This window comes from Pantoea rwandensis, assembly GCF_002095475.1.
Lineage (GTDB): Bacteria > Pseudomonadota > Gammaproteobacteria > Enterobacterales > Enterobacteriaceae > Pantoea > Pantoea rwandensis.
Genome location: NZ_MLFR01000001.1, coordinates 517,732 through 537,027 on the forward strand (window position 1 = coordinate 517,732; position 19,296 = coordinate 537,027).

A 19,296-nucleotide genomic window follows, 5' to 3' on the forward strand; every position below is an offset into this window, starting at 1 on the left:
TTATCTATCCTCAAGTTAAAAACGAAATTTCTTTTCAATCTGTTCTAAAGTCAGGCCACGCGTTTCTGGCAAATATTTCACCAGTAGAATAAGCATGATGACGTTGGTAGCACCGAAGAAGCCGAAGGTCATGCCGCCACCGTAATGGCCAAGCAAATAAGGGAAGATCGATTGGATCATAAAGTCGAAGATCCACAGGCCAAATACCGCAAAGCCCATGCCGACACCACGCATTCTTAATGGATAGATTTCCGCTAACATCAGCCAGAATACCGGCGCAATCCAACCCTGCATAAACACCAGGAATACCAACATCAAGCCAAGAATGACGTAAGGTGCGTTAGCGAAATTGGCATGCAGCGTATCAACGCCGTTAATGGTTTCAGTGTGGAAGAATAATTTGAACGCCAAGCCAATCAACACCAAGCTTACGGTGACCCCTGCCTGACCGGTGAAAAACATTTTACGGCGTGAATGCTTACCTATCAACGCCATGCCCAGCAGCGTCGCCAATACCGAAATAATACCGTTTGCCACTGCGCCGGTTACCGCTGCAGCGTCACCCAGCCCCGTGGCTTTCAGCACGGTGGGTGCGTAATACATGATGGTGTTTACCCCAGTCACACGCGTGGCGAGGACGATCATCAAACCAATCAATACCAGCTGTATCACCCAACGGTTTTTTAATTCGGCGAAGAGATTAAATTTCACCTCGTCAGCTTTAACGATCTGCTGAATTTCCTTCACTTCACGATCGACCTCTTCAGGCAGACGTAATGTCTTCAATACTTTGACCGCTTTTTCAGTTTCTCCACGGCGAATAAAGAAGCGTGGTGACTCTGGCATCATTAGCATGCCGAACCACAACAAAGCACCCGGCAGTGCGGGAATCGCCAGCATGATGCGCCAGTTGTGCTGCATCTCTGGATAGAGGTTCACGATCGCCGCATTAACGGAATAGGCCAGGAATTGACCGGTCACGATCATGAGTTCATTAACCGTCACCAAGCGTTCACGCTGGTCGGCTCGCGCTAACTCGGAAATATAAATGGGAACCGTTACCGAAGCACATCCCACCGCTAAGCCCAGAATAAATCGGGCCACGATCATCGAGGGTACATCCCAGGCAAATGCCGTTCCTAATGCGCCAAACATAAAGATAGCGGCGACCCATAACAGATTTTTGCGCCGGCCCTGTTTATCCGATAAATAACCACCAAACAGTGAACCTAATGCTGCGCCAAATAACAGGAAAGAGGTGATAAAACCTTCCTGTGTTGGCGTCAGATTTAAATCATATTTCATAAATATCAGCGCACCTGAAATAACGCCGGTATCGTAACCGAAGCATAAACCACCAATCGTTGAAACGATGGTGATTAACCGCATACGCTGAGGATTTTGCAGGTTAGTTTTATTATACATAGCTGTTCCATCTGGTTGTAAGGTAACACCGTTGCAAGCCGTATTTTTGGTCAGTTGTCGCTGAGGAATTTTACGCAGCCTGAATCAGAACATTTATTTAATGCACAACATAGTTATTGTTATTTTCCTGGCCTCGCTGAACGCGCTGCCAGTCCCCTTCTCGTTACGACAACGTTATATCAAAGTGAATTTCAAAAACCAGCCACTCTCAGTTTCGAGATTTAACAGCGTGCGAGAGATCATATATTCCACTACAAAATCACCTAAACAAGTGATTGGCATCACGTTGTAGGTATTGTTTGTTGACATAACAAGAATAGAGACAAGGAAAATCAGTCTATTTTTCATCTTTTTGTTAATTTGCTTCACATCGTCTATGGCACACCTTCAATGGCACTTATCGTCAGTGCTTTCGCTACTTTTGTCTTTCAATCTTATTGGATACCGCAATTTTGATGATATTTTCATTTTAGCTGCCAATTTATCCTTAATAAGTGAAAGTGCATGAACCTCAGCGCATCATCATGCATCGCTGGCATTTAATGCTCGAATGAATTTTGATCAAAATAAAAGTGTGATGGCGATCAAGTTTGTAGTTAAGCCAAACGTCATCAAAGCAAAAACCAGCACTCGGCACAGTCTTTAACTTTTCAACGCCTTATCAGTCAATGAGTTAAATAACGGTAAAAAGCAAAATTGATGATTACGAGGCTGAAAACTAATGCAAGAATAGCGCTATAACAACAGGAGCTACCATGATTACCTTTTGCATAAATCAACATCCCTCCGCCCGCGGTTTCGACAATAGTTTGCGTCCGCGCCTGGCGTTTATGTGCAAAGCAGAAGGTAAAGAAGAGGCCATTCCTCGCGTCATGCACAAGCATGATGACCGCTTTGAAGTGATGTTCATTCGCTCAGGCAGTGGCATCTATAACATTGATGGCCGTGGCTATAACGTTAAGCAAGGCGATATCATGTTGTTCAACGCGAATGTCCTCCATGACGAAAGCCCTGATGCATCAGAGGATTTATTGATCTTCAGCTGCGGTGTCGAACAACTTAAGGTTGATGGCTTGCCTCTCAATGTTCTCACCACACGAGCCCAACCTGCCGTGATGCCCAGCGGTGAGTTTTATGATGAAATTTGCCAGTTATTTGATCAGATGTGGGCGCACGTTAACAGCAAACGTCTCTACAGTGCCGAAATCGGCGATAACTTACTGAGCGTACTGTTATTACTGTGCCGCAATATCTGGATGGAAAACAAACAAGAGCAGGAGAGCAATAACACCCTGCTGGGACAACGCATCAAAGATTACATTGATAATCACTACAAAGAAGATATTGCTCTGAGTTCGATCACCGCTGCCTTAAATATGAATCAATTTTACCTGGCGCACGTATTCAAAGACTACTCGGGTTATTCCCCCAAACAATATCAGACGCGTCGCCGAATTGGCGAGGCGCAAAATTTGTTATTGAGCACCAGTCTGGGTGTCACTGAGGTGGCTAACGCTGTCGGTTACGATAACGTCAATAACTTCCATCGCATCTTTCATAATCTTGTCGGCATTCCACCTGCACGCTATAAAAAATTCTGGCTAACGGGAGAAATGACACAGATTAAACAGTAAAGGAATACATAATTACTGCAATATCTTCCCGTAAGGCAACTGATGAGCGGGCTGTCAGACTTCTCTCGGGTGTACAGATTAAAAAGGCTGCCTTTCGTAAAGAAAGACAGCCTTACTTTAACAGGACGTTACTTGATAAGTCTTAGATCAAACAACCTCCCCTGTTTAACATTTATTTCAGAGCAATACGTGCAATACCGTCCGCGCCTTTGGTGCTCGAGTCTTTATTGAACTCGGCCTTCAAGGTCACATACAGCGTATTATCATCCGGGCCAATCAGCAGGCTGTTTGGATTCTGATCGAACGACCAGCTGTTTTTCACCGCGTAAGTGGTGGCATCCAACTGCAGCACTTTCTTCGACTCACGCTGGCTGATGTAGATTTCATTGCGCTTGGCGTTGAATTTGATGCCTAAAGAATCCCCTTCGATACGTTTGATAACCTTGCCGGTATGCTCATCAAATACCAAGGTGGCTTTCCCTTTGGAATCATCCGTCACGAACAGACGACCAGTAGATGGGTCTTCTGCCATGTTGAGGAACAGATATTCTTTACCATCACCTGCAGTCCAGCGCTTCTCGATTTTATGAGTTTTTGGATTAATCACCAAGATCTCACCAGAACCGTTAGCTGCATAAATACGCTCAGTCACAGGTGAATAGATGATGCCCGTTACCCATTTGCCAGCGTTCTTGATCTCAGTTTTCAGCTTGAAGGTTTTGGTATCCACCACTGAGATGTAGCCCGGATCGGCCACGCGGCCTACGTAGAGTTCATTGCCGTGCCACAGCACTTCACGCGCACCCGCTGGGTAACCTTCTTTGCTGATCTTGCCTGGGAACACTAAGCGCTGCAGAACTTTTCCACTCTGAGCGTCAACTTTTGAGATTGCGCCATCCAGTGAGTTGGTGGTGTAGAACACGCTCCCTTTCTCATCGATCGCAGCACCGAAGTTTTTCAGGTCAGTATGAGTTTCGCCTTTGGTCGCCAGGGTGGCGGGATCCAGACGGTAAATCATGCCGCCGTTCACATCTTTAAAGGCCTGTGCGCTGGCAACAAATAGCCCTTTAGAATCCTGCGAGTAGACCATTTCATACAGACCGTCGCCCAGTACGCGTTGCGTCACTGCGGTATCAACCGGTTTTACAGTTTGAGCAACAGGTGCTTCGGCTTTTTTGGCAGGCGCCTGACAAGCAGTCAAGCTAAATGCAGCGATGACCGCCATGGCAACAGCGGCTTTACGCGGGCTAAACAACGATTTCATGCTGAACTCCATCAATGGATGATCGGCTCCGGCCGACTTAAAACGGCCGAAAGAATACAAAAAGAATGAGAATCATACTCATTAAGATGAAGTAAGCAAATTTTCGCTTAGATTTGTGTGCTGACGCTTCGGTGGAAGACGGTTTTTTCAACACTTCTGATGTACTGCTTTTCTAAAACAGCCCTGTTTCTACCAAAAAAAAATGAAAACAACAGTTATCATCGGGTTTTATTAACGACTAATAATATGATTATTAATGAATTTACATATTATTACAGTTTGTTTTGAATCCTTTGAAGATTCTATAAAGCAAATGATTATCATTGGCGTTCTTAATTAGATTCATATTGCGCCCTCTCTGCCTGAGACAATAGGTGGCCAAGCGCAAACATTACGCCCGAAGCGAAATGGCTTCACATAACAATCATTTATAACGGTAACGATTATGTCTTCAACAGGCAGGGATTCAGGCATCCGGAAAACATTCAGCGTCTCATTATTAGCAGTGGCTGTTCATGCACTAGTTAATCCTTCTGTCGCGCAAGCGGCGACAAATACCCAGCAGGATATGGTGGTCAACGCCACCAGTACTGACAGTAATGGTGATAATGAGAAGCAGGATTACGCAGTAAAAACCACCCGAGCAGGCACTAAGCTGTTGCTGACTCCACGCGATGTTCCACAATCGGTCAGTGTTGTGACCCAGCAACGCATGCAGGATCAGCAGTTACAGACTGTGACCGACGTGCTGAATAACACCACGGGTATCAGCAGTAATCTGGTCGATTCTGAACGCTCCGAATATTATTCACGCGGATTCAAAATCACCAATTTCACCTTTGATGGTATCCCCACTTCTACAGGTGATAGCTGGAACTATGGCGATGCCGCCTCCGATACGGCTATTTATGACCGTATAGAAGTGGTGCGCGGTGCCACCGGACTGATGACTGGTGCGGGTAGCCCTTCGGCTTCCGTCAACATGGTGCGTAAGCACGCAGACAGCAAAGACTTTACGGGTTCCGTCAGTGCCAGTTACGGTAGCTGGAATAAACAGCGTTATGTCGCTGATGTTGCCGGCCCCCTGAACAGTGACGGTTCAGTACGTGGGCGTGTTGTGACGGGCTATCAGGACCAGGATAGCTGGTTAGACCGCTACCATAAAAACAAGAAGTTTCTTTATGGTGTGGTTGATGCTGATGTCACCGATAACACCACGGTGTCACTCGGATATGACTATGAGAAAGCGGATACCCGCGATCCCACCTGGGGTGGCTTGCCGATTTTCTATAGCAACGGCTCCCTCACCCATTACAATCGCAGCCTAAACTCCTCAGCTGATTGGACTTACTACCACACTGAAGTCCAGAAAGTGTATGCCGATCTGGTGCATAACTTTGACAACGGCTGGAGCTTCCACCTTAACGGCACGCACGCCAAGAACACTTTCAGCGATAAGCTGCTGGATATTTACAGTGCTTACCCTGATGAGACCACCGGCGAAGGCACGACGGGTTACGGCAGCCTCGACAGGGGAAAACGCGAGCTGACATCGGTTGATGGCTATGCCAGTGGGCCGTTTGAGCTTTTTGGTCGTCAGCATCAGTTAATGGCAGGCGTAAGCTACAGTCGACAACATAACCAAACCTACAGCCAGGATGGCGTGACAGACCTGGATGAATATGACATCACCTCAGCCGATATGGGCGCCTTCAACAATAACTGGACCGGGAATATTGCCGAGCCAGATTGGCAAGGATGGTATCTGAATGCTAATGACGTCATCCGTCAGAAATCAGCCTACACGGCAGCGCGTTTCTCGCTGTTGGATCCGTTGTCATTGATCGTTGGCGCACGCTACACCCAATGGAGCACTAACGGCAGCAGCGGCAACATGACCAAAAACAACACCACACCTTATGCAGGTCTGGTGTATGACATCAATGATACCTGGTCCGCGTACGCCAGTTACACCTCCATTTTCCAACCGCAGACCTATCGCAACAGCGCGGGTAGCTACCTTTCTCCAGTGACCGGGAAAAGCTATGAAACCGGCCTGAAATCCGCTTGGTATGATGGTCGCTTGACGGCAACCTTCGCTATCTTCCGTATTCAACAAGAGAATGTAGGTACGCAAGAAACGGGCGTCTACGTTAACAACAGTAGTGAACAGGCTTACGTCGCCACCAAAGGCGCACGCAGTAAAGGCGCTGAGTTCGAATTAAACGGCGCACTGACGGACAATCTGCAGTTAACCTTCGGCGCTACACGTTACGTCGCACGTGACTCCGATGGCCGTTATAACTCAGACCAACCGCAAACGCAGTTTAAGCTGTTTACACGTTATCAAGTCCCGATGTTGCCTGACTTGACAATCGGTGGCGGACTCAACTGGCAGAACCGCGTCTTTGAAGATGTCACTGGACCCGATGGCAATACACAACGCGTGTATCAGGGAAGCTACCCTCTGGCAAACCTGTTCGCCCGATATCAGGTGACTAAGCAGGTTGCCGTACAGGCTAACATCGATAATTTATTCGATCGTGAGTACTACACCTATATGAGCAACTATGTCTACGGTGAGCCGCGAAACTATTCAGTTAGCGTGTCCTATCAGTTCTGATAAAAAAATCCCCGGTACTAGGCCGGGGATTCTTTTTGCATCAGACTTTATTTTTGTAATTGAAACTGATCTGCGAATTCTGCTCACGCGGTAAACGCCGCGCTTCCAAATACACCGATTTCCAATAAGGATTATTCAGTGACGAACGCATCACACCCTGACTAACCGAAGCATGAAGGAATTGATGATCGGTATCATAAAAGCCGACGTGTAACTCATGTTTGATGCGAAAGAACACTAAATCACCGGGTTGTAGATGCGCTTTATCCACCGGCTGCCCCATCGAAATTAACTCGCGGGTCGTGACGCGGTCCATCGGAATATTGAAGCGGTCTTTGAGGGTTCGCCAGACAAACCCAGAACAATCCACGCCGGTTAATTGAGTGCCGCCCCACTGATATTTGGTCCCTTCCCATGAGTGCATTTGATCGTGCAATGCTGCAATCACAGGAATCAAATCGGGTTGCTTACCACCATCGGCTGAAGTATCGACACTCTCATCCGCTGGAGTGTGGGAAGATTTGGATGAACATCCTGCCAGGGTGAATAAAAACAGGCAGGCGATAATCTTGCTGGCCGCAGAGTTGATCATGAGATGACGTTTTCGCTGAGGGAGACAGTGGTTAGAGACTTATACCGCAAAAAAGTTGCAGAAATAAATAGCTGACCGCTGAATTCTTTTAATCTCCTGATTTTTTACCTAAGTTTACGGAAAGGTAACATCATGTATTTGAGATAAAAATTATATATTCTTTCACCAATTTTCGCTGCAATGGTTATTTGTTCGCCCAACTCTGCTGCTATTTCATCCCACCTCCGGCGTCATCGCGCCGGGGCAGGAAAGAAGGGTTCTTTTTATTGTTTGGCTTTACTACGCAACGGGGACTCTGGCAAGAACAGTGAGAGGACGAATGCCACCGCCATCACAACAGCCGCCATCTGAAATGCCGCATGTACCGCTTCGCTAAATACCTGCAAATAAGCCTGCTGCACATCATGGGGTAATTGATGTACGGCATTCGGATCCAAGGTGGCAGGCAGCACGTCGCCCTGCTCCACAAGTTTGGTCAGTCCCGATTTCAGCACATGGCTAAACATGGCACCAAAAAGCGCCACGCCAATTGAACCTCCAACGGAACGGAACAGCGTTACCGATGACGTTGCCACGCCCATACTATCTGGCGCCACGCTGTTTTGTACTGCCAGTACCAACACCTGCATCACCATACCCATCCCCATGCCTAAGACACAGGCATAAAGGTAAATTTGCCACAGCGGTGAATTGAGCGTCAGCGTGGTCATCAGCTCCATCCCCAAGGTGGCCAGCAGCGTGCCAGCAATCGGGAACATCCGGTAGCGACCGGTGCGACTAATGATTCGACCACTGATGATCGAGGTGACCAACAATCCGCCCATCAGTGGCAACAGTTGCAAACCGGCTTCCGTCGGTGTTGATCCTTTAACTACCTGCAAATAGAGCGGCAAGAAGGTCACACTGCCAAATAGCGACATGCCCACAATGAATGCCATCAAACTGGAGAGCGAAAAGCTACGATTGCGGAACAGAGAGAGCGGGATAATGGGTTCCCATGCACGACGTTCCTCATAGATAAAGCCAATCACACCGACCAAGCCAAACGCCAAAATGCACCACAGTTGCGGGTCGCCCCATGCGCGGACAGTGCCTCCCTCACTGGTAAATAACGTAATACCTACCAATGCAACGCTAAGACAAACGGCACCAGGATAGTCAATCTCATGCGGTTTACGCTTGGTATTCGCTTTAAATACCGCATTGATGACCAGCAGCGCGAACAATCCTAACGGTAAGTTGATGTAGAAAATCCAACGCCAGGATGCATGTTGCACGATAAAGCCACCGAGTAATGGCCCCACCACCGTCGCCAAACCGAACACCCCACCAAACAAACCCTGGTATTTGCCGCGATCGGCAGGCGGAATAATATCGGCTACTGCCGCCATGCTAACCACCATCAGCCCGCCGCCGCCCAGCCCTTGCAGTGCACGCGTGAGAATCAACTGCTCCATGTTCTGCGCCAGCCCACATAGCACTGAGCCAATCAGAAACAGCACCACCGAAATTTGCAATACGGTTTTACGACCAAACAAATCGCCAAATTTGCCATACAGCGGCACAACGATAGTCGATGCCAGCATGTAGGCAGTGACAATCCACGACAAGCGGTCAAGGCCGCCCAGCTCGCCAACGATGGTCGGTAACGCAGTTGAGACGATGGTCTGGTCAAGTGCGGAGAGCAGCATCACCAGCATCAATGCGCCCATCAGCAAGCGAACGGAAGGAGGACTCTCTTCCCCGCGGCCCAATGGCGGCGCCAATTCTTTAGATTTCATGTCAGACACCAATTGAAATTAATTAAATACACAATTAATATTGATCTAAGTCTGACATGAAACAAGTGAGCGCGTAAAGATGACCGCACAAAAAGTCCCTGCTGATGATAAAAGCCCCACTGACAAACCACGCCGTCCAGGCCGTCCGCGTGGCGGTGCGATAAACGCCCAACAGCGTGAACATCTGCTAGATATCACGCTGGCGTTGTACGCCGAGAGCGGCATTGCCGAGACGTCACTGAACGCTATCGCGCGAAAAGCCGGCGTAAGTCCAGCGATGCTCAATTACTATTTCCAGTCACGGGAATCATTGCTGGATGTGGTTGTAGAGGAGCGTTTCTTACCGTTGCGCCAGCGTCTTGAGGCCCACTTCGACAGCGATGATAGTGACCCTGTCACAACTTTTAGTGGATTTATTCGTGAAATCGCCGACATTGTGCTGAGTAATGACTGGTTCGCACCCCTGTGGATGCAAGAAGTGACCAGCGGTTCGCATGGATTGGGTCAGCACATCAAATCACGCTATGGTCACGCGGGCCGCGATAAAGTCCGCGCTTTGATTTTGCGCTGGCAGCAACAGGGCTTATTAAATGCTGAACTCAATCCCGACTTACTGATGACCTCAATTCTTAGCATGATTCTGGTGCCCTTTACACGTTTCGCCAATGAACCGGGATTCAGTACAGAGATCATTGTTCAGCACACGTTAAGTCTGTTCTGTCACGGTATTCGCCCGGTCAGTTAACCGGTTTTCTGGGCCGCAACTACACTTCTAACGTTGATTCCACGCGTTCAGGAGAGCCTTGTGATTCTCGATGCCGAAACCGATCTACAACTGGAACGTACGATACAGCTACCCGCTGATGTCATTTGGCGTTGCTGGACCACGCCAGAACATCTCAAGCACTTCTTTGTGCCAAAACCTCATCAGTTGGTAAGTTGTGAGATCGATTTGCGTCCTGGCGGCCGTTTCAACACGGTATTTGAAGTCGAGGGCAACGAGATGCGCAACGATGGCGTTTTCCTGGAGTTAATCCCCGGCCGCAAACTGGTTTTTACTGATAACTATACTGAGGGTTGGAAACCCGCTGAAAACCCCTTTATGACCGCTATTCTGCTGCTGGAACCGCTTAACCCAGACTGCAGGCGCTACGTGGCTATCGCACGCCACCGTAATGCTGAAGCAAAAGCGGAACATAAAAAAATGGGCTTCCATACCGGCTGGGGGATCGTTGCCGATCAACTTGAGGCTTATGCGCGCCAACTTTAATTCAATGTTGCCCCGCTTCTTCATCACTACTACTGCTTAAGACGAACTTTCTGTAAAGCTTCCCACAACCGCGCTTTATCACCCTCTGCCAAATGCGTTTGATTAAGTGCGTGCAGAAAGGTGGCTTTATCGGAAAAGTGTTCGCCTCGGGCTAAATCTGCGCGAATACCACTGAGAATGCTGACGCTGAGCACATTAATTTTGGTCCTGACCTGATCCAGCGGTAAAGGTTGCCAGCCCTGTTCAGGCGTTGAGAGCCAATCGGCGCGATAGCGGTATTGGATGGCTTTTGCGGCGTCCATCTGTGCCTGTACGAAAGGTTTAACCGACTCACCTTCCAGGCCTAACTTTTCAGCTTGTTGCACCGCACTGGACAGCACCTTTTCTTCTTGCGGCAGATCTTCAATCGCAAGATGGTTGGCCGCTTTGTAACCGGCGACATCTTTCATATAGGACAACCGTTGGTTAATCAGTGAAGCAACATCACTGTTTTTCGCCGGCGCCGCCATAACAGTAGCAGAGCAAGACAGTCCAATTAACAAAATGATTTTACTGAAATAATTCCGATTCATCTCTCTTTGCCTCTTTTTCCATGAGTCACATTGCGCCGATAATTTAACTTTTTTCTTCTGGCACCGAAACTTTTCCAACACCTCCAGCGAACTGAAGTATTGAATCACCAAAACCGGACCTCCCTTACATCGCAGGAGCAGATAATGAAATCGTTCAAAACCCTCGTTTGTACCCTGAGCATCACGGCCGCATTGGGCCTCTCTGCCACCGCATTTAACGCCAGTGCCGCATTGCCTGTGGGTGCCAAAGCGCCGAACTTCGAGTTACAAGGTGCATTAGCCGGCAAACCGCTGACCTTCTCACTACAAAAAGCGCTGCAAAAAGGCCCTGTTGTGCTGTACTTCTTCCCTGCAGCATTCAGCGCGGGCTGTACCATTGAAGCGCATGATTTTGCCGAAGCCACCGATAACTTCACCAAAATGCACGCCACCGTTATTGGTGTAACCGCCGGGAATACCGATCAGGTCAGCGACTTCTCCAAACTGGAGTGCCGAGACAAATTCGCGGTCGCTGCGGATCCGGGTGCCAAAATTGCTGCTGAATACCAGACCACCATGCAAATGAAAGGGAAAACGCTCTCCGATCGTACTTCCTATGTGATTGCGCCGGATGGCAACATCCTGCTGAGTTACACTGATAGAAACCCGGATACGCACATTGAGAAAGCCCTCGCCGCCGTGAAGCAGTACGACGACGCACATCCGCAAACTAACTAAGCAAAGAGGCCAGCGATGTTAACCGCCATGCTGGCCGCCTTCATTGGCGGCATCATTCTAAACTTAATGCCCTGCGTTTTTCCGGTCATCTCACTGAAAGCGCTGGGTTTATTACGCCACACGGACAACGCCGCCAGCGCGCGACGCGAAGGTTTGGGCTTCCTGCTTGGTGTGATTGTCACCATGATGGCGCTAGCTGGGATTCTATTGGCCGCGCGCGCTGGCGGGGCGGCGGTCGGCTGGGGCTTCCAGTTGCAATCGCCTTTGGTTATCGCCCTGCTGTCACTGGTGATCCTCGCCGCTGCACTCAATTTGCTCGGCGTATTTGAAGTAGGTTTGTCTGCTCAGCGTGTTGGCGCCATGGAAATTAATCGTGGTGCATTCTTACGATCTGCACTCACCGGTGCGCTCGCGATTATCGTTGCCACCCCCTGCGCCGCGCCCTTCATGGCCAGTGCCATTGGCTATGCGCTGGTGCAACCTCCAGCAGTGGCCTTGGTGATCTTCTTTGCACTGGCACTGGGTTTTGCCGCGCCCTTCACGTTGGTTTCCTTGTTCCCGCGTCTGGCAATGTTCCTGCCACGACCAGGTGCATGGATGGATGTGTTGAAACGCGGTCTGGCCTTCCCGATGTTTGGGGCTTACGCCTGGCTGGTGTGGGTATTAGCGCAACAGGCGGGCAGCGCGGCATTAGCTACACTGTTAGCTGCGTCGGTTGTGGTAGCCTTCGCGGGTTGGCTGTATGGCATGGCGCAATACCGCCGTTTTGCCGGTAAGGGCCATAAAGTCCTGTTCGCCGTCACCGCGGTATTGATTGTCGCCGTACTGGCACCTTTGCCGCAGTTGATTAAACCGGGCGAAGGATTAGCTGGCGATCAGGTCACCGCACAGCTCTCCAAAGAGAAATGGACGCCGCAGGCCGTTGCCTCACAGCGCGGACATGGCAAAGCCATCTTTGTCGATTTCACGGCATCATGGTGCATCACTTGTCAGGTAAATGAAAAAACCTCACTCTCGACGCAAGCGGTTAAAGACGCGCTGGCTAAAACCGGTACGTTGTATATGGTGGCAGACTCCACCAAATTTAACCCCGATGTCGATGACGCCATGAGCGAGTTTGGCCAAGGCGGATTGCCGATGTATCTGGTTTACCCGGCCGATGGCGGACCGCCAAAAGTGCTGCCGCAAGTGCTGACCCCAAGCATTGTGGTCAATGCACTGCAGGCGGCCAGCAGCAAGGCGTAATAGCAACAAGGCGGAATATGCAAACAAGCGATAGCGCGCGTGAAAGTTGGCCCGCGCTAATGGAACGGGCGCAGGCGGGCGATCAACTCGCCTACACCCGACTGCTGAAAGCGCTGGTGCCGGTGATACGTGGGCAAATACGTAAGCAACTCACCGAAGAGGCATTAGTGGATGATGTGATACAAGATGTGCTGCTGACAGTGCATAGGGTGCGTCACACCTACGATTCTGCATATCCGTTTTTACCCTGGTTGATGGCTATCATCTCGGCACGCGCCGTGGATGCGTTGCGGCGTCGAGGCCGCCATCAGCAGTGGGAAGTCCATGAAGAGACATTGACTGAGGCCGCCATCGCGCCGGAAGCCCCTTCTCTGGAGACCCAAGAGGAGCTGGCGGGATTCCTGCGCCAGCTTCCCTCGCGCCAACGTGAAATCGTTGAACATGTTCATTTGCGAGAGATGAGCCTGACGGAAGCGGCAGAACATAACAATTTAAGTGTGGCAGCGGTGAAATCGCTGTTGCATCGCGCGCTGAGTAATCTGCGTCGCTTTGGAGCACACCATGAATAATCATGATTTGTTAATCGAAAAACTCGGGCGCGACATGCAGCCAGTTAAACCGCCGCGCCCCACCGGATGGCGTGTGCTGATGTGGCTGTTACTGGCGCTGCCTTGTGGCATTGCCGCCAGTTTTCTGGTGCAGCGTACGCTAACCGATTGGTCGCAACCCGGCGCGATGCGCGCGGCGGTGCAGTTAGCTTTGGCCTTTACTCTCGGCCTGCTGGCGATTCGCAGCGCATTTAATATGAGTATCGCAGGACGTCGCAGTTTAAGCTGGAAAGCATTATTACCATTGGGGTTGCTGTGGCTGGGTTTGAGTTTAAGCAGTATTCCGCACGCGGTCATTGAAGCGCACGATGACGACAGCACACGCTGCTTCACGTTCCTGCTGGTGGTCAGCACCCCGATGATAATGTTGATGATCGCCAGCCTGCGCCGCACCCGCGCCCTCCACCCGGTACGCAGCCTGGCAATGGCCGGATTGGGTGTCGCCTGCATGGCCGTCACGTTGCTAGCGTTTTGTCATCCTGTGCATTTGCATGCAATGGATTTCGTCATGCATCTGGCCGCTATCGCCGTGATTGTGACCATGACGGTGTTGCTGGGCAAACGCTGGGTGAAATGGGGGTAATCTGCTGGTTGAGATAATATGCTTAATCAATTAATGTTTAATTCTGGAAACTGGCCCTCAATAAATTGGCGGCATCAATAATCCGTGCTGTGATAGGTTAATACAAGGAGAGTTTATATTGAGTAAGGGAAAACCTATGCCGGTACTGAATAAGGGTGACTAAAATATGGCGATTATGCCGATGTCATACAGTCCAAATACCCTTCAACGCCGTTTTGATGTTATTGATGAATTTGAGTTGGGTAGCACAACGTATTGGATCATTTATGATCGTAAGACACCTTTTGCTGCTGTCGTCGATGCCGGACCCGTATTAATCGAAAATGATATGCGCCACCGTGTTATTGCCACCTTAGAGCTTGCTCGAGTCGAAAACTTCTCGGGTTTTAGCGTTAAAGCCTTCTGGCAAGACGCTTCAGCACTTCAAGTCGAAGGGATTGTCGTACAGGAGATCATGCAAGGGTTTGGTTTGGCAACCCGTATTTATGAAACCTTAGTGGTCAAAGAAAACATTACTTTGATGAGCGATCATCATCACTATGAAGGTGGCAAAGCACTGTGGAAATATATTGCGCAAAAGTCTCGTCTGTTGCAGGTTTTTGTATTGAATACAGAAGAAGGCAAGTTTTACCCCTATGATGGTACAAAAATACGTTATGACGGACTCTCTATTCCTGAAAATAAAATCTGGAGCATACATCCCGATGACTCATTAAGGGGAGTGATTTTGATTGCTGAAAATAGCTCCAAGGTTCCTGAGTTATCTAAACCTGTTATTTAAACAGTTATAAATCAGACGCGTAAACGGCCGTGATGTTATTACTAACCCTCATCAAAACTTAACGGATGAGCTTAAGTATTAACTATGGCGGGGAGCTAAATCCATGCTCCCCCGGCTATCACGCATCAACTTCTGTTTCTTTTCGCGTAAGGTCGTAGGCGGCCTGTGCCCTCTCCATCTCCGGCCCGTACTCCATCGCCCAACTCGCCAATGCCATAAAAGGCTGCTGTAGAGTTTGTGCCAGCGGCGTGATGCTGTATTCAACACTCACCGGTGCAGTAGGCAACACTTTTCGGTTTACCAGCCCATTGCGCTCTAACCGTTTAAGCGCGTCTGCCAACGCTTTATGGGTTATGCCGTCCAACCGGCGACGAATTTCATTGAAGCGAGAAGGCTGAGTACAAAGCACCGTGAGAATTAATATTGACCATTTATTGGTGATATTTTCCAAAACAGGCCGCGTTTTACCTATATCAATCAATGGTTTGTCAATAACTTTTTGCATGGCGATATACCCTTATATATCTGATAGTAAGTTAAGTGGAATGCAACATTAGCTGAGTAAACTTTGAGCAGCACAACTGCTGACAGAGGTGAATGCAATGCTGATCCCACCGAATGAACACGTCCTGTTGCTGGCAGAGCGCTGGCTGAAACTGTTATCCGATCTGGGCCGGGCGCAGGCCACGCTCCAGCTTCGCCTGTCTGCAATCCGCCTCTGGTATGACTTTCTCATTTACCTGGACCTCTGCACGGTCAATCCGCTGCCCCGATCCGGCACGCCCGGCATGCTGAGTACCGGCCGGGGGCTGGTTCCCCGCGTCGTAAAGCTGCCGCGCATTCCTGACGATGCGCAGTGGCAGTCTTTTCTCTTTTGTGCCGCCGCTTCCCCGCTGCGTGACCGCCTGATGCTGGCATTAACCTATTACGGCGCGCTGCGCCGGTCTGAGATCACCTCGCTGAATATTGAAGACTTCGATTTCGCGCACCGGCTCATCCGCATCCGGGCTGAAACCACCAAGAGCCGGCGCGAGCGAATTGTCTGTTACAGCCCGGCAGCCGTGCCTGTGCTGGCAGCCCATCTTATGCAGATGAAGCAGAGCGGGGTCGCCCGGGGTGCCCTGTTCCGTTCCGCGTCCGATCGTAATCAGGGCGCGCCGCTTTCTTTCTGGACCTGGAGCAAAACGGTGCGGAACTGGGCGCTGGGGTCAGGAATGCCTGACATTTCAACCCATACCTTCCGGCACCTGCGGCTGACGCATCTGGCCCGCGCAGGCTGGAAGCTGCACGAGCTTGCGACCTATGCGGGGCACCGCGATCCGGCGACCACCCAGGTTTATATCCACCTGTCGGGACGGGATCTTGCCGCCAGGATGGCCGGTGCCATTGAGACGGCAGATATCAGGATGGCGAACCTTATTTTCAGCCAGGAGAAATAACATGAGCTCACACGCACCGATTGAAAGCAGCTGGCGTCCTTTCGACATGAATGAATACCGGCCTGGAAGGTCATTGACTTCCGCTGAACGGACGATGCTGGCCAGCTCCGGCAGCCGGTCCGCTATGCTGCGGATGAAGCCTGCGCCTGACCTTATCAGACCGCTGACAGACATTGCCTCCGGAAGCGGATCCGGCAGCAAAGTCACCGCACTGATCATAGCCAGACTGCTGCGCGAGATGCATGCAGCCGGCCTGCCCTGCTGGTGCTGGCCGCAGGAACGCTGGCTGACGCTCTGCCGGGAAGTCCGGGAGGGCCGCCCGTTAATGGCCGCCTTTACATGGCATCTGGCGGGATTTCATGATCCGCTCAGCCTCCCCGATATACGCAAACCCGCCCTCTACGCCTCTGCCATCTTCGGCCAGGATTTTTATCATCAGGAACTGGACCGTCTGACGGATACGCTGACGTCGCTGGGTTATGCCCCGGCCAGCCAGAAAAATCATGTCTCAGGCATACTGGCCACGCTGATGATTATGAACCGGGATCCGCGTCTGGAGACGTTTACGCCTGAACTCCTCTGGCGCGCGGGTATCCCGTTACGTCGGCCGCGTTTCACACGCACTTGCCGCGCTGGGCATTTTCAGCGCTCCGATGAGAATGCGAAACTACACATGATGGTATGAAAAGCCGGTAGAAGGCATCGATCCGGCCTGGGTGCACTGGTGCCGGCGCTGGCGGGAAACGTCAGTGCTCAGGCCGCGCACCCGCGAAACCCAGTACAGCTTTGCCCTGCGCAGTGGTCTCTGGCTCGCCCGTGAGCATCCGGAGGTGCGGGAACCTTCAGACTGGACGATGGAGACCTGCGCCAGCTTCATCGCGGCGGTAGGCCGGATGAACGTAGATGAGCTGCAGCTGGGCACGGAAAGGGGCACCCGGAAGTCGGTTCGCTCCGGCGAGCCCATGATGCCGCATTCCAGGGCGAATTTTATCTATTCACTGCGCCGTTTTATGATCGATTATGAAAACTGGGGCTGGGGGCGCCTGCGCTTCAGCCCTGCCCGCCATCTTTCCACACCGGATACGCCCCTTTTCCGTCGCGGCGTCAATCCCCGGGTTATCGACGATCCGGTCTGGCTGAAGCTCATCTGGGCCAGCCTGAATCTGCGTCAGGAAGACCTTCTCACTGAAATACACTATCCGCTTGCCATGCTGCAGGCGATGGCCATCATCTGGACCCATGCGGGGCTGAGGAAAAGTGAGCTGCTCCGCCTGACCACCGGGTGCATTGCGCCGCAGGCGGACGACATTGTAAAGGAGGACGGCAGCATCATCATGGCCGGTACTCTGTGCTACCTGCATATCCCAGCCGGAAAAACCTCAAAAGCCTTTGTGAAACCGGTGGCCGCCGTGGTGAAAAAATACGTCGACCTCTGGCTGGATGAGCGTCCGGCAGAACAGGCCATGCTCGCCGATGAGCGAACCGGTGAGAAAGTCCGGCTTCTGTTTCAGTACCGCGGTAAGCCCGCCGGCGGTGACATTCTTAACCGTACGGTGATACCAATGCTATGCGCAAGGGCGGGCGTACCTTCAGAAGACAGCGGCGGAACGATAACCAGCCACCGGGGGCGGGCCTCAGCGGTAACCGCCCTGGCCAGCGTCCCACAGGGCATGTCGCTGTACGAACTGATGCAGTGGACGGGGCACTCAACGCCGCAGTCCACCATGCATTACCTCCGTATCCGCCCGACGCAGCTGGCCGCCTCGTTCGTCAAAGCAGACAGGGTCGCTCACATGATAAGCGTGCTGATTGATCACGATCCTGAAGCCGCCAGCCTGACCGGTCCCGCGACCTACTATGATTTGGGCGATTCGTATTGCACAAATCCTTTCTGGAGCAGCTGCCCGCACCGGATGGCCTGCATCGGCTGCGATTTTAACCTGCTGAAGGACAGCGCGCGCGGGCTGATACTGGAGAGTAAAGCATCCATCCGGCGTTACCTCGAAGAGGTCCCGCTCACTCCCGATGAGAGAGCCATACTGGATCAGGATGCTGAAAAGGTTGAGCAGGCTCTCACAAGACTGGGCCCACCATCCTGACGGATCAGGGTTCAGATGCTTACAATGTCCGGCCTGAGGGAATCAGTGCAGAATCAGTACAGACAACTGAACGCCGTATTTGATATAAATCTGATTATAGAGGGCGAGATGCCGTAACTGATGGAGCAGCAGATGAGAAAACAGAAGCGATGTATGGGATATGTGGCTGTCGTGGTCGATGACTACGATCGTGCAATTGAGTACTACACCGATAAGCTGGGCTTTACCCTGATTGAGGACACGCCGCAGCCGGGTAAGCGCTGGGTCGTGGTGACGCCGAGCCCTGACAGCGACTGTGCTATTCTTCTTGCCCGCGCGTCGAACGACCGGCAGGAAGGCTTTATCGGCAATCAGTGCGGCGGACGGGTTTTTCTGTTCCTGCAGACCGACGATTTCTGGCGCGACTACAATGCCATGAAGGCAAAAGGCGTCCACTTCTGTCAGGAGCCGCGGGAGGAAGAATACGGAATGGTTGTCGTGTTTGAGGACATCTATGGCAATCGCTGGGACCTTTACCAGAACAGGCAGACCTGAAACTCTGTCACGACAGTGCCTCGGATTTACGCGAAGCATTACAAGAGTAAACCCTGTCGGGTCAGGCCTGCAGAGAGTGCTTCTGAACAATATACTGAACTGTCTGACCTCAGTGCAGCGACCGCTACA

General features: G+C 51.1%; 17 protein-coding genes and 1 pseudogene. 12 read left to right on the forward strand and 6 right to left on the reverse strand.

Annotated features, from left to right (window positions below; genetic code table 11):
* Window positions 1-15: 15 nt before the first annotated feature.
* Window positions 16-1,425, reverse strand: a complete 1,410-nt coding sequence (locus HA51_RS02405) for a sugar porter family MFS transporter (RefSeq protein WP_084931685.1) — start codon at window positions 1,423-1,425, stop codon at window positions 16-18.
* A gap of 755 nt (window positions 1,426-2,180) precedes the next feature.
* Between HA51_RS02405 and HA51_RS02410 the strand changes: the two genes are divergently transcribed.
* The gene (locus tag HA51_RS02410) at window positions 2,181-3,059 is read left to right on the forward strand and encodes an AraC family transcriptional regulator (RefSeq protein ID WP_084931686.1); all 879 of its coding nucleotides are present in this window, start codon (window positions 2,181-2,183) and stop codon (window positions 3,057-3,059) included.
* Window positions 3,060-3,231: 172 nt separating this feature from the next.
* Here HA51_RS02410 and HA51_RS02415 read toward each other — a convergent pair whose 3' ends face one another.
* Entirely contained in the window at window positions 3,232-4,323 is a 1,092-nt protein-coding gene (locus HA51_RS02415; protein WP_084931687.1) for a YncE family protein, read from the reverse strand.
* A 445-nt stretch (window positions 4,324-4,768) separates the two neighbouring features.
* Between HA51_RS02415 and fhuE the strand changes: the two genes are divergently transcribed.
* Entirely contained in the window at window positions 4,769-6,946 is a 2,178-nt protein-coding gene (fhuE, locus tag HA51_RS02420; RefSeq protein WP_084931688.1) for a ferric-rhodotorulic acid/ferric-coprogen receptor FhuE, read from the forward strand.
* A 40-nt stretch (window positions 6,947-6,986) separates the two neighbouring features.
* On the opposite strand, the gene HA51_RS02425 is transcribed toward fhuE, so the two are convergent.
* Together HA51_RS02425 and HA51_RS02430 are read right to left on the reverse strand one after the other, a co-directional pair.
* The gene (locus HA51_RS02425) at window positions 6,987-7,538 is read right to left on the reverse strand and encodes a C40 family peptidase (RefSeq protein ID WP_084931689.1); all 552 of its coding nucleotides are present in this window, start codon (window positions 7,536-7,538) and stop codon (window positions 6,987-6,989) included.
* A 263-nt stretch (window positions 7,539-7,801) separates the two neighbouring features.
* Window positions 7,802-9,319, reverse strand: a complete 1,518-nt coding sequence (locus tag HA51_RS02430; protein WP_084931690.1) for an MDR family MFS transporter — start codon at window positions 9,317-9,319, stop codon at window positions 7,802-7,804.
* A gap of 79 nt (window positions 9,320-9,398) precedes the next feature.
* On the opposite strand from HA51_RS02430, the gene HA51_RS02435 reads away from it, so the two are divergent.
* Both HA51_RS02435 and HA51_RS02440 read left to right on the forward strand, forming a co-directional pair.
* Complete coding sequence (locus tag HA51_RS02435; protein ID WP_084931691.1) at window positions 9,399-10,064, forward strand: TetR/AcrR family transcriptional regulator; 666 nt, start codon at window positions 9,399-9,401, stop codon at window positions 10,062-10,064.
* Between the two features lie 60 nt (window positions 10,065-10,124).
* Window positions 10,125-10,589, forward strand: coding sequence for an SRPBCC family protein (locus HA51_RS02440; RefSeq protein ID WP_084931692.1), 465 nt, complete (start codon window positions 10,125-10,127; stop codon window positions 10,587-10,589).
* 29 nt (window positions 10,590-10,618) lie between these two features.
* Here the strand turns inward: HA51_RS02440 and HA51_RS02445 are convergent, their stop codons facing one another.
* The gene (locus HA51_RS02445; RefSeq protein WP_084931693.1) at window positions 10,619-11,161 is read right to left on the reverse strand and encodes a chorismate mutase; all 543 of its coding nucleotides are present in this window, start codon (window positions 11,159-11,161) and stop codon (window positions 10,619-10,621) included.
* 144 nt (window positions 11,162-11,305) lie between these two features.
* Here HA51_RS02445 and HA51_RS02450 point away from each other — a divergent pair, with 144 nt between their 5' ends.
* The 5 genes from HA51_RS02450 to HA51_RS02470 all read left to right on the forward strand — a co-directional run bounded on the left by HA51_RS02450 (window position 11,306) and on the right by HA51_RS02470 (window position 15,095).
* The gene (locus HA51_RS02450) at window positions 11,306-11,878 is read left to right on the forward strand and encodes a peroxiredoxin (RefSeq protein WP_034830263.1); all 573 of its coding nucleotides are present in this window, start codon (window positions 11,306-11,308) and stop codon (window positions 11,876-11,878) included.
* Between the two features lie 15 nt (window positions 11,879-11,893).
* Window positions 11,894-13,123, forward strand: a complete 1,230-nt coding sequence (locus HA51_RS02455) for a protein-disulfide reductase DsbD family protein (RefSeq protein ID WP_084931694.1) — start codon at window positions 11,894-11,896, stop codon at window positions 13,121-13,123.
* 17 nt (window positions 13,124-13,140) lie between these two features.
* Window positions 13,141-13,692, forward strand: coding sequence for a sigma-70 family RNA polymerase sigma factor (locus HA51_RS02460; RefSeq protein ID WP_084931695.1), 552 nt, complete (start codon window positions 13,141-13,143; stop codon window positions 13,690-13,692).
* Entirely contained in the window at window positions 13,685-14,314 is a 630-nt protein-coding gene (locus HA51_RS02465; protein ID WP_084931696.1) for an NrsF family protein, read from the forward strand. Before HA51_RS02460 ends, HA51_RS02465 begins: the two co-directional genes overlap by 8 nt.
* A gap of 166 nt (window positions 14,315-14,480) precedes the next feature.
* On the forward strand, window positions 14,481-15,095 hold the full coding sequence (locus HA51_RS02470; protein WP_084931697.1) for a hypothetical protein: 615 nt from the start codon (window positions 14,481-14,483) through the stop codon (window positions 15,093-15,095).
* 118 nt (window positions 15,096-15,213) lie between these two features.
* Here the strand turns inward: HA51_RS02470 and HA51_RS02475 are convergent, their stop codons facing one another.
* Window positions 15,214-15,600 carry a winged helix-turn-helix transcriptional regulator gene (locus tag HA51_RS02475; protein WP_084931698.1) on the reverse strand — a complete coding sequence of 129 codons (387 nt, stop codon included), beginning with the start codon at window positions 15,598-15,600 and terminating at the stop codon, window positions 15,214-15,216.
* Window positions 15,601-15,697: 97 nt separating this feature from the next.
* Here HA51_RS02475 and HA51_RS02480 point away from each other — a divergent pair, with 97 nt between their 5' ends.
* From HA51_RS02480 to HA51_RS02490, 3 genes and pseudogenes are all read left to right on the forward strand, one after another.
* Window positions 15,698-16,534: a tyrosine-type recombinase/integrase gene (locus tag HA51_RS02480; RefSeq protein ID WP_084931699.1), complete on the forward strand. Its 837-nt coding sequence runs from the start codon at window positions 15,698-15,700 to the stop codon at window positions 16,532-16,534.
* 1 nt (window position 16,535) lies between these two features.
* Window positions 16,536-18,633: pseudogene (locus HA51_RS27735) on the forward strand (tyrosine-type recombinase/integrase).
* 132 nt (window positions 18,634-18,765) lie between these two features.
* Window positions 18,766-19,167 carry a VOC family protein gene (locus HA51_RS02490; RefSeq protein ID WP_084931700.1) on the forward strand — a complete coding sequence of 134 codons (402 nt, stop codon included), beginning with the start codon at window positions 18,766-18,768 and terminating at the stop codon, window positions 19,165-19,167.
* Window positions 19,168-19,296: the final 129 nt, after the last annotated feature.

Bases quoted from the DNA above. Each gene is read 5' to 3' on its own strand.
- HA51_RS02465 (WP_084931696.1), top strand. From the start codon at position 13,685: ATGAATAATCATGATTTGTTAATCGAAAAACTCGGGCGCGACATGCAG.
- HA51_RS02455 (WP_084931694.1), top strand. From the start codon at position 11,894: ATGTTAACCGCCATGCTGGCCGCCTTCATTGGCGGCATCATTCTAAAC.
- HA51_RS02430 (WP_084931690.1), bottom strand. From the start codon at position 9,319: ATGAAATCTAAAGAATTGGCGCCGCCATTGGGCCGCGGGGAAGAGAGT.
- HA51_RS02435 (WP_084931691.1), top strand. From the start codon at position 9,399: ATGACCGCACAAAAAGTCCCTGCTGATGATAAAAGCCCCACTGACAAA.
- HA51_RS02460 (WP_084931695.1), top strand. From the start codon at position 13,141: ATGCAAACAAGCGATAGCGCGCGTGAAAGTTGGCCCGCGCTAATGGAA.
- HA51_RS02445 (WP_084931693.1), bottom strand. From the start codon at position 11,161: ATGAATCGGAATTATTTCAGTAAAATCATTTTGTTAATTGGACTGTCT.
- HA51_RS02410 (WP_084931686.1), top strand. From the start codon at position 2,181: ATGATTACCTTTTGCATAAATCAACATCCCTCCGCCCGCGGTTTCGAC.
- HA51_RS02490 (WP_084931700.1), top strand. From the start codon at position 18,766: ATGAGAAAACAGAAGCGATGTATGGGATATGTGGCTGTCGTGGTCGAT.
- HA51_RS02450 (WP_034830263.1), top strand. From the start codon at position 11,306: ATGAAATCGTTCAAAACCCTCGTTTGTACCCTGAGCATCACGGCCGCA.
- HA51_RS02480 (WP_084931699.1), top strand. From the start codon at position 15,698: ATGCTGATCCCACCGAATGAACACGTCCTGTTGCTGGCAGAGCGCTGG.
- HA51_RS02425 (WP_084931689.1), bottom strand. From the start codon at position 7,538: ATGATCAACTCTGCGGCCAGCAAGATTATCGCCTGCCTGTTTTTATTC.
- HA51_RS02405 (WP_084931685.1), bottom strand. From the start codon at position 1,425: ATGTATAATAAAACTAACCTGCAAAATCCTCAGCGTATGCGGTTAATC.
- HA51_RS02470 (WP_084931697.1), top strand. From the start codon at position 14,481: ATGGCGATTATGCCGATGTCATACAGTCCAAATACCCTTCAACGCCGT.
- HA51_RS02415 (WP_084931687.1), bottom strand. From the start codon at position 4,323: ATGAAATCGTTGTTTAGCCCGCGTAAAGCCGCTGTTGCCATGGCGGTC.
- HA51_RS02475 (WP_084931698.1), bottom strand. From the start codon at position 15,600: ATGCAAAAAGTTATTGACAAACCATTGATTGATATAGGTAAAACGCGG.
- fhuE (WP_084931688.1), top strand. From the start codon at position 4,769: ATGTCTTCAACAGGCAGGGATTCAGGCATCCGGAAAACATTCAGCGTC.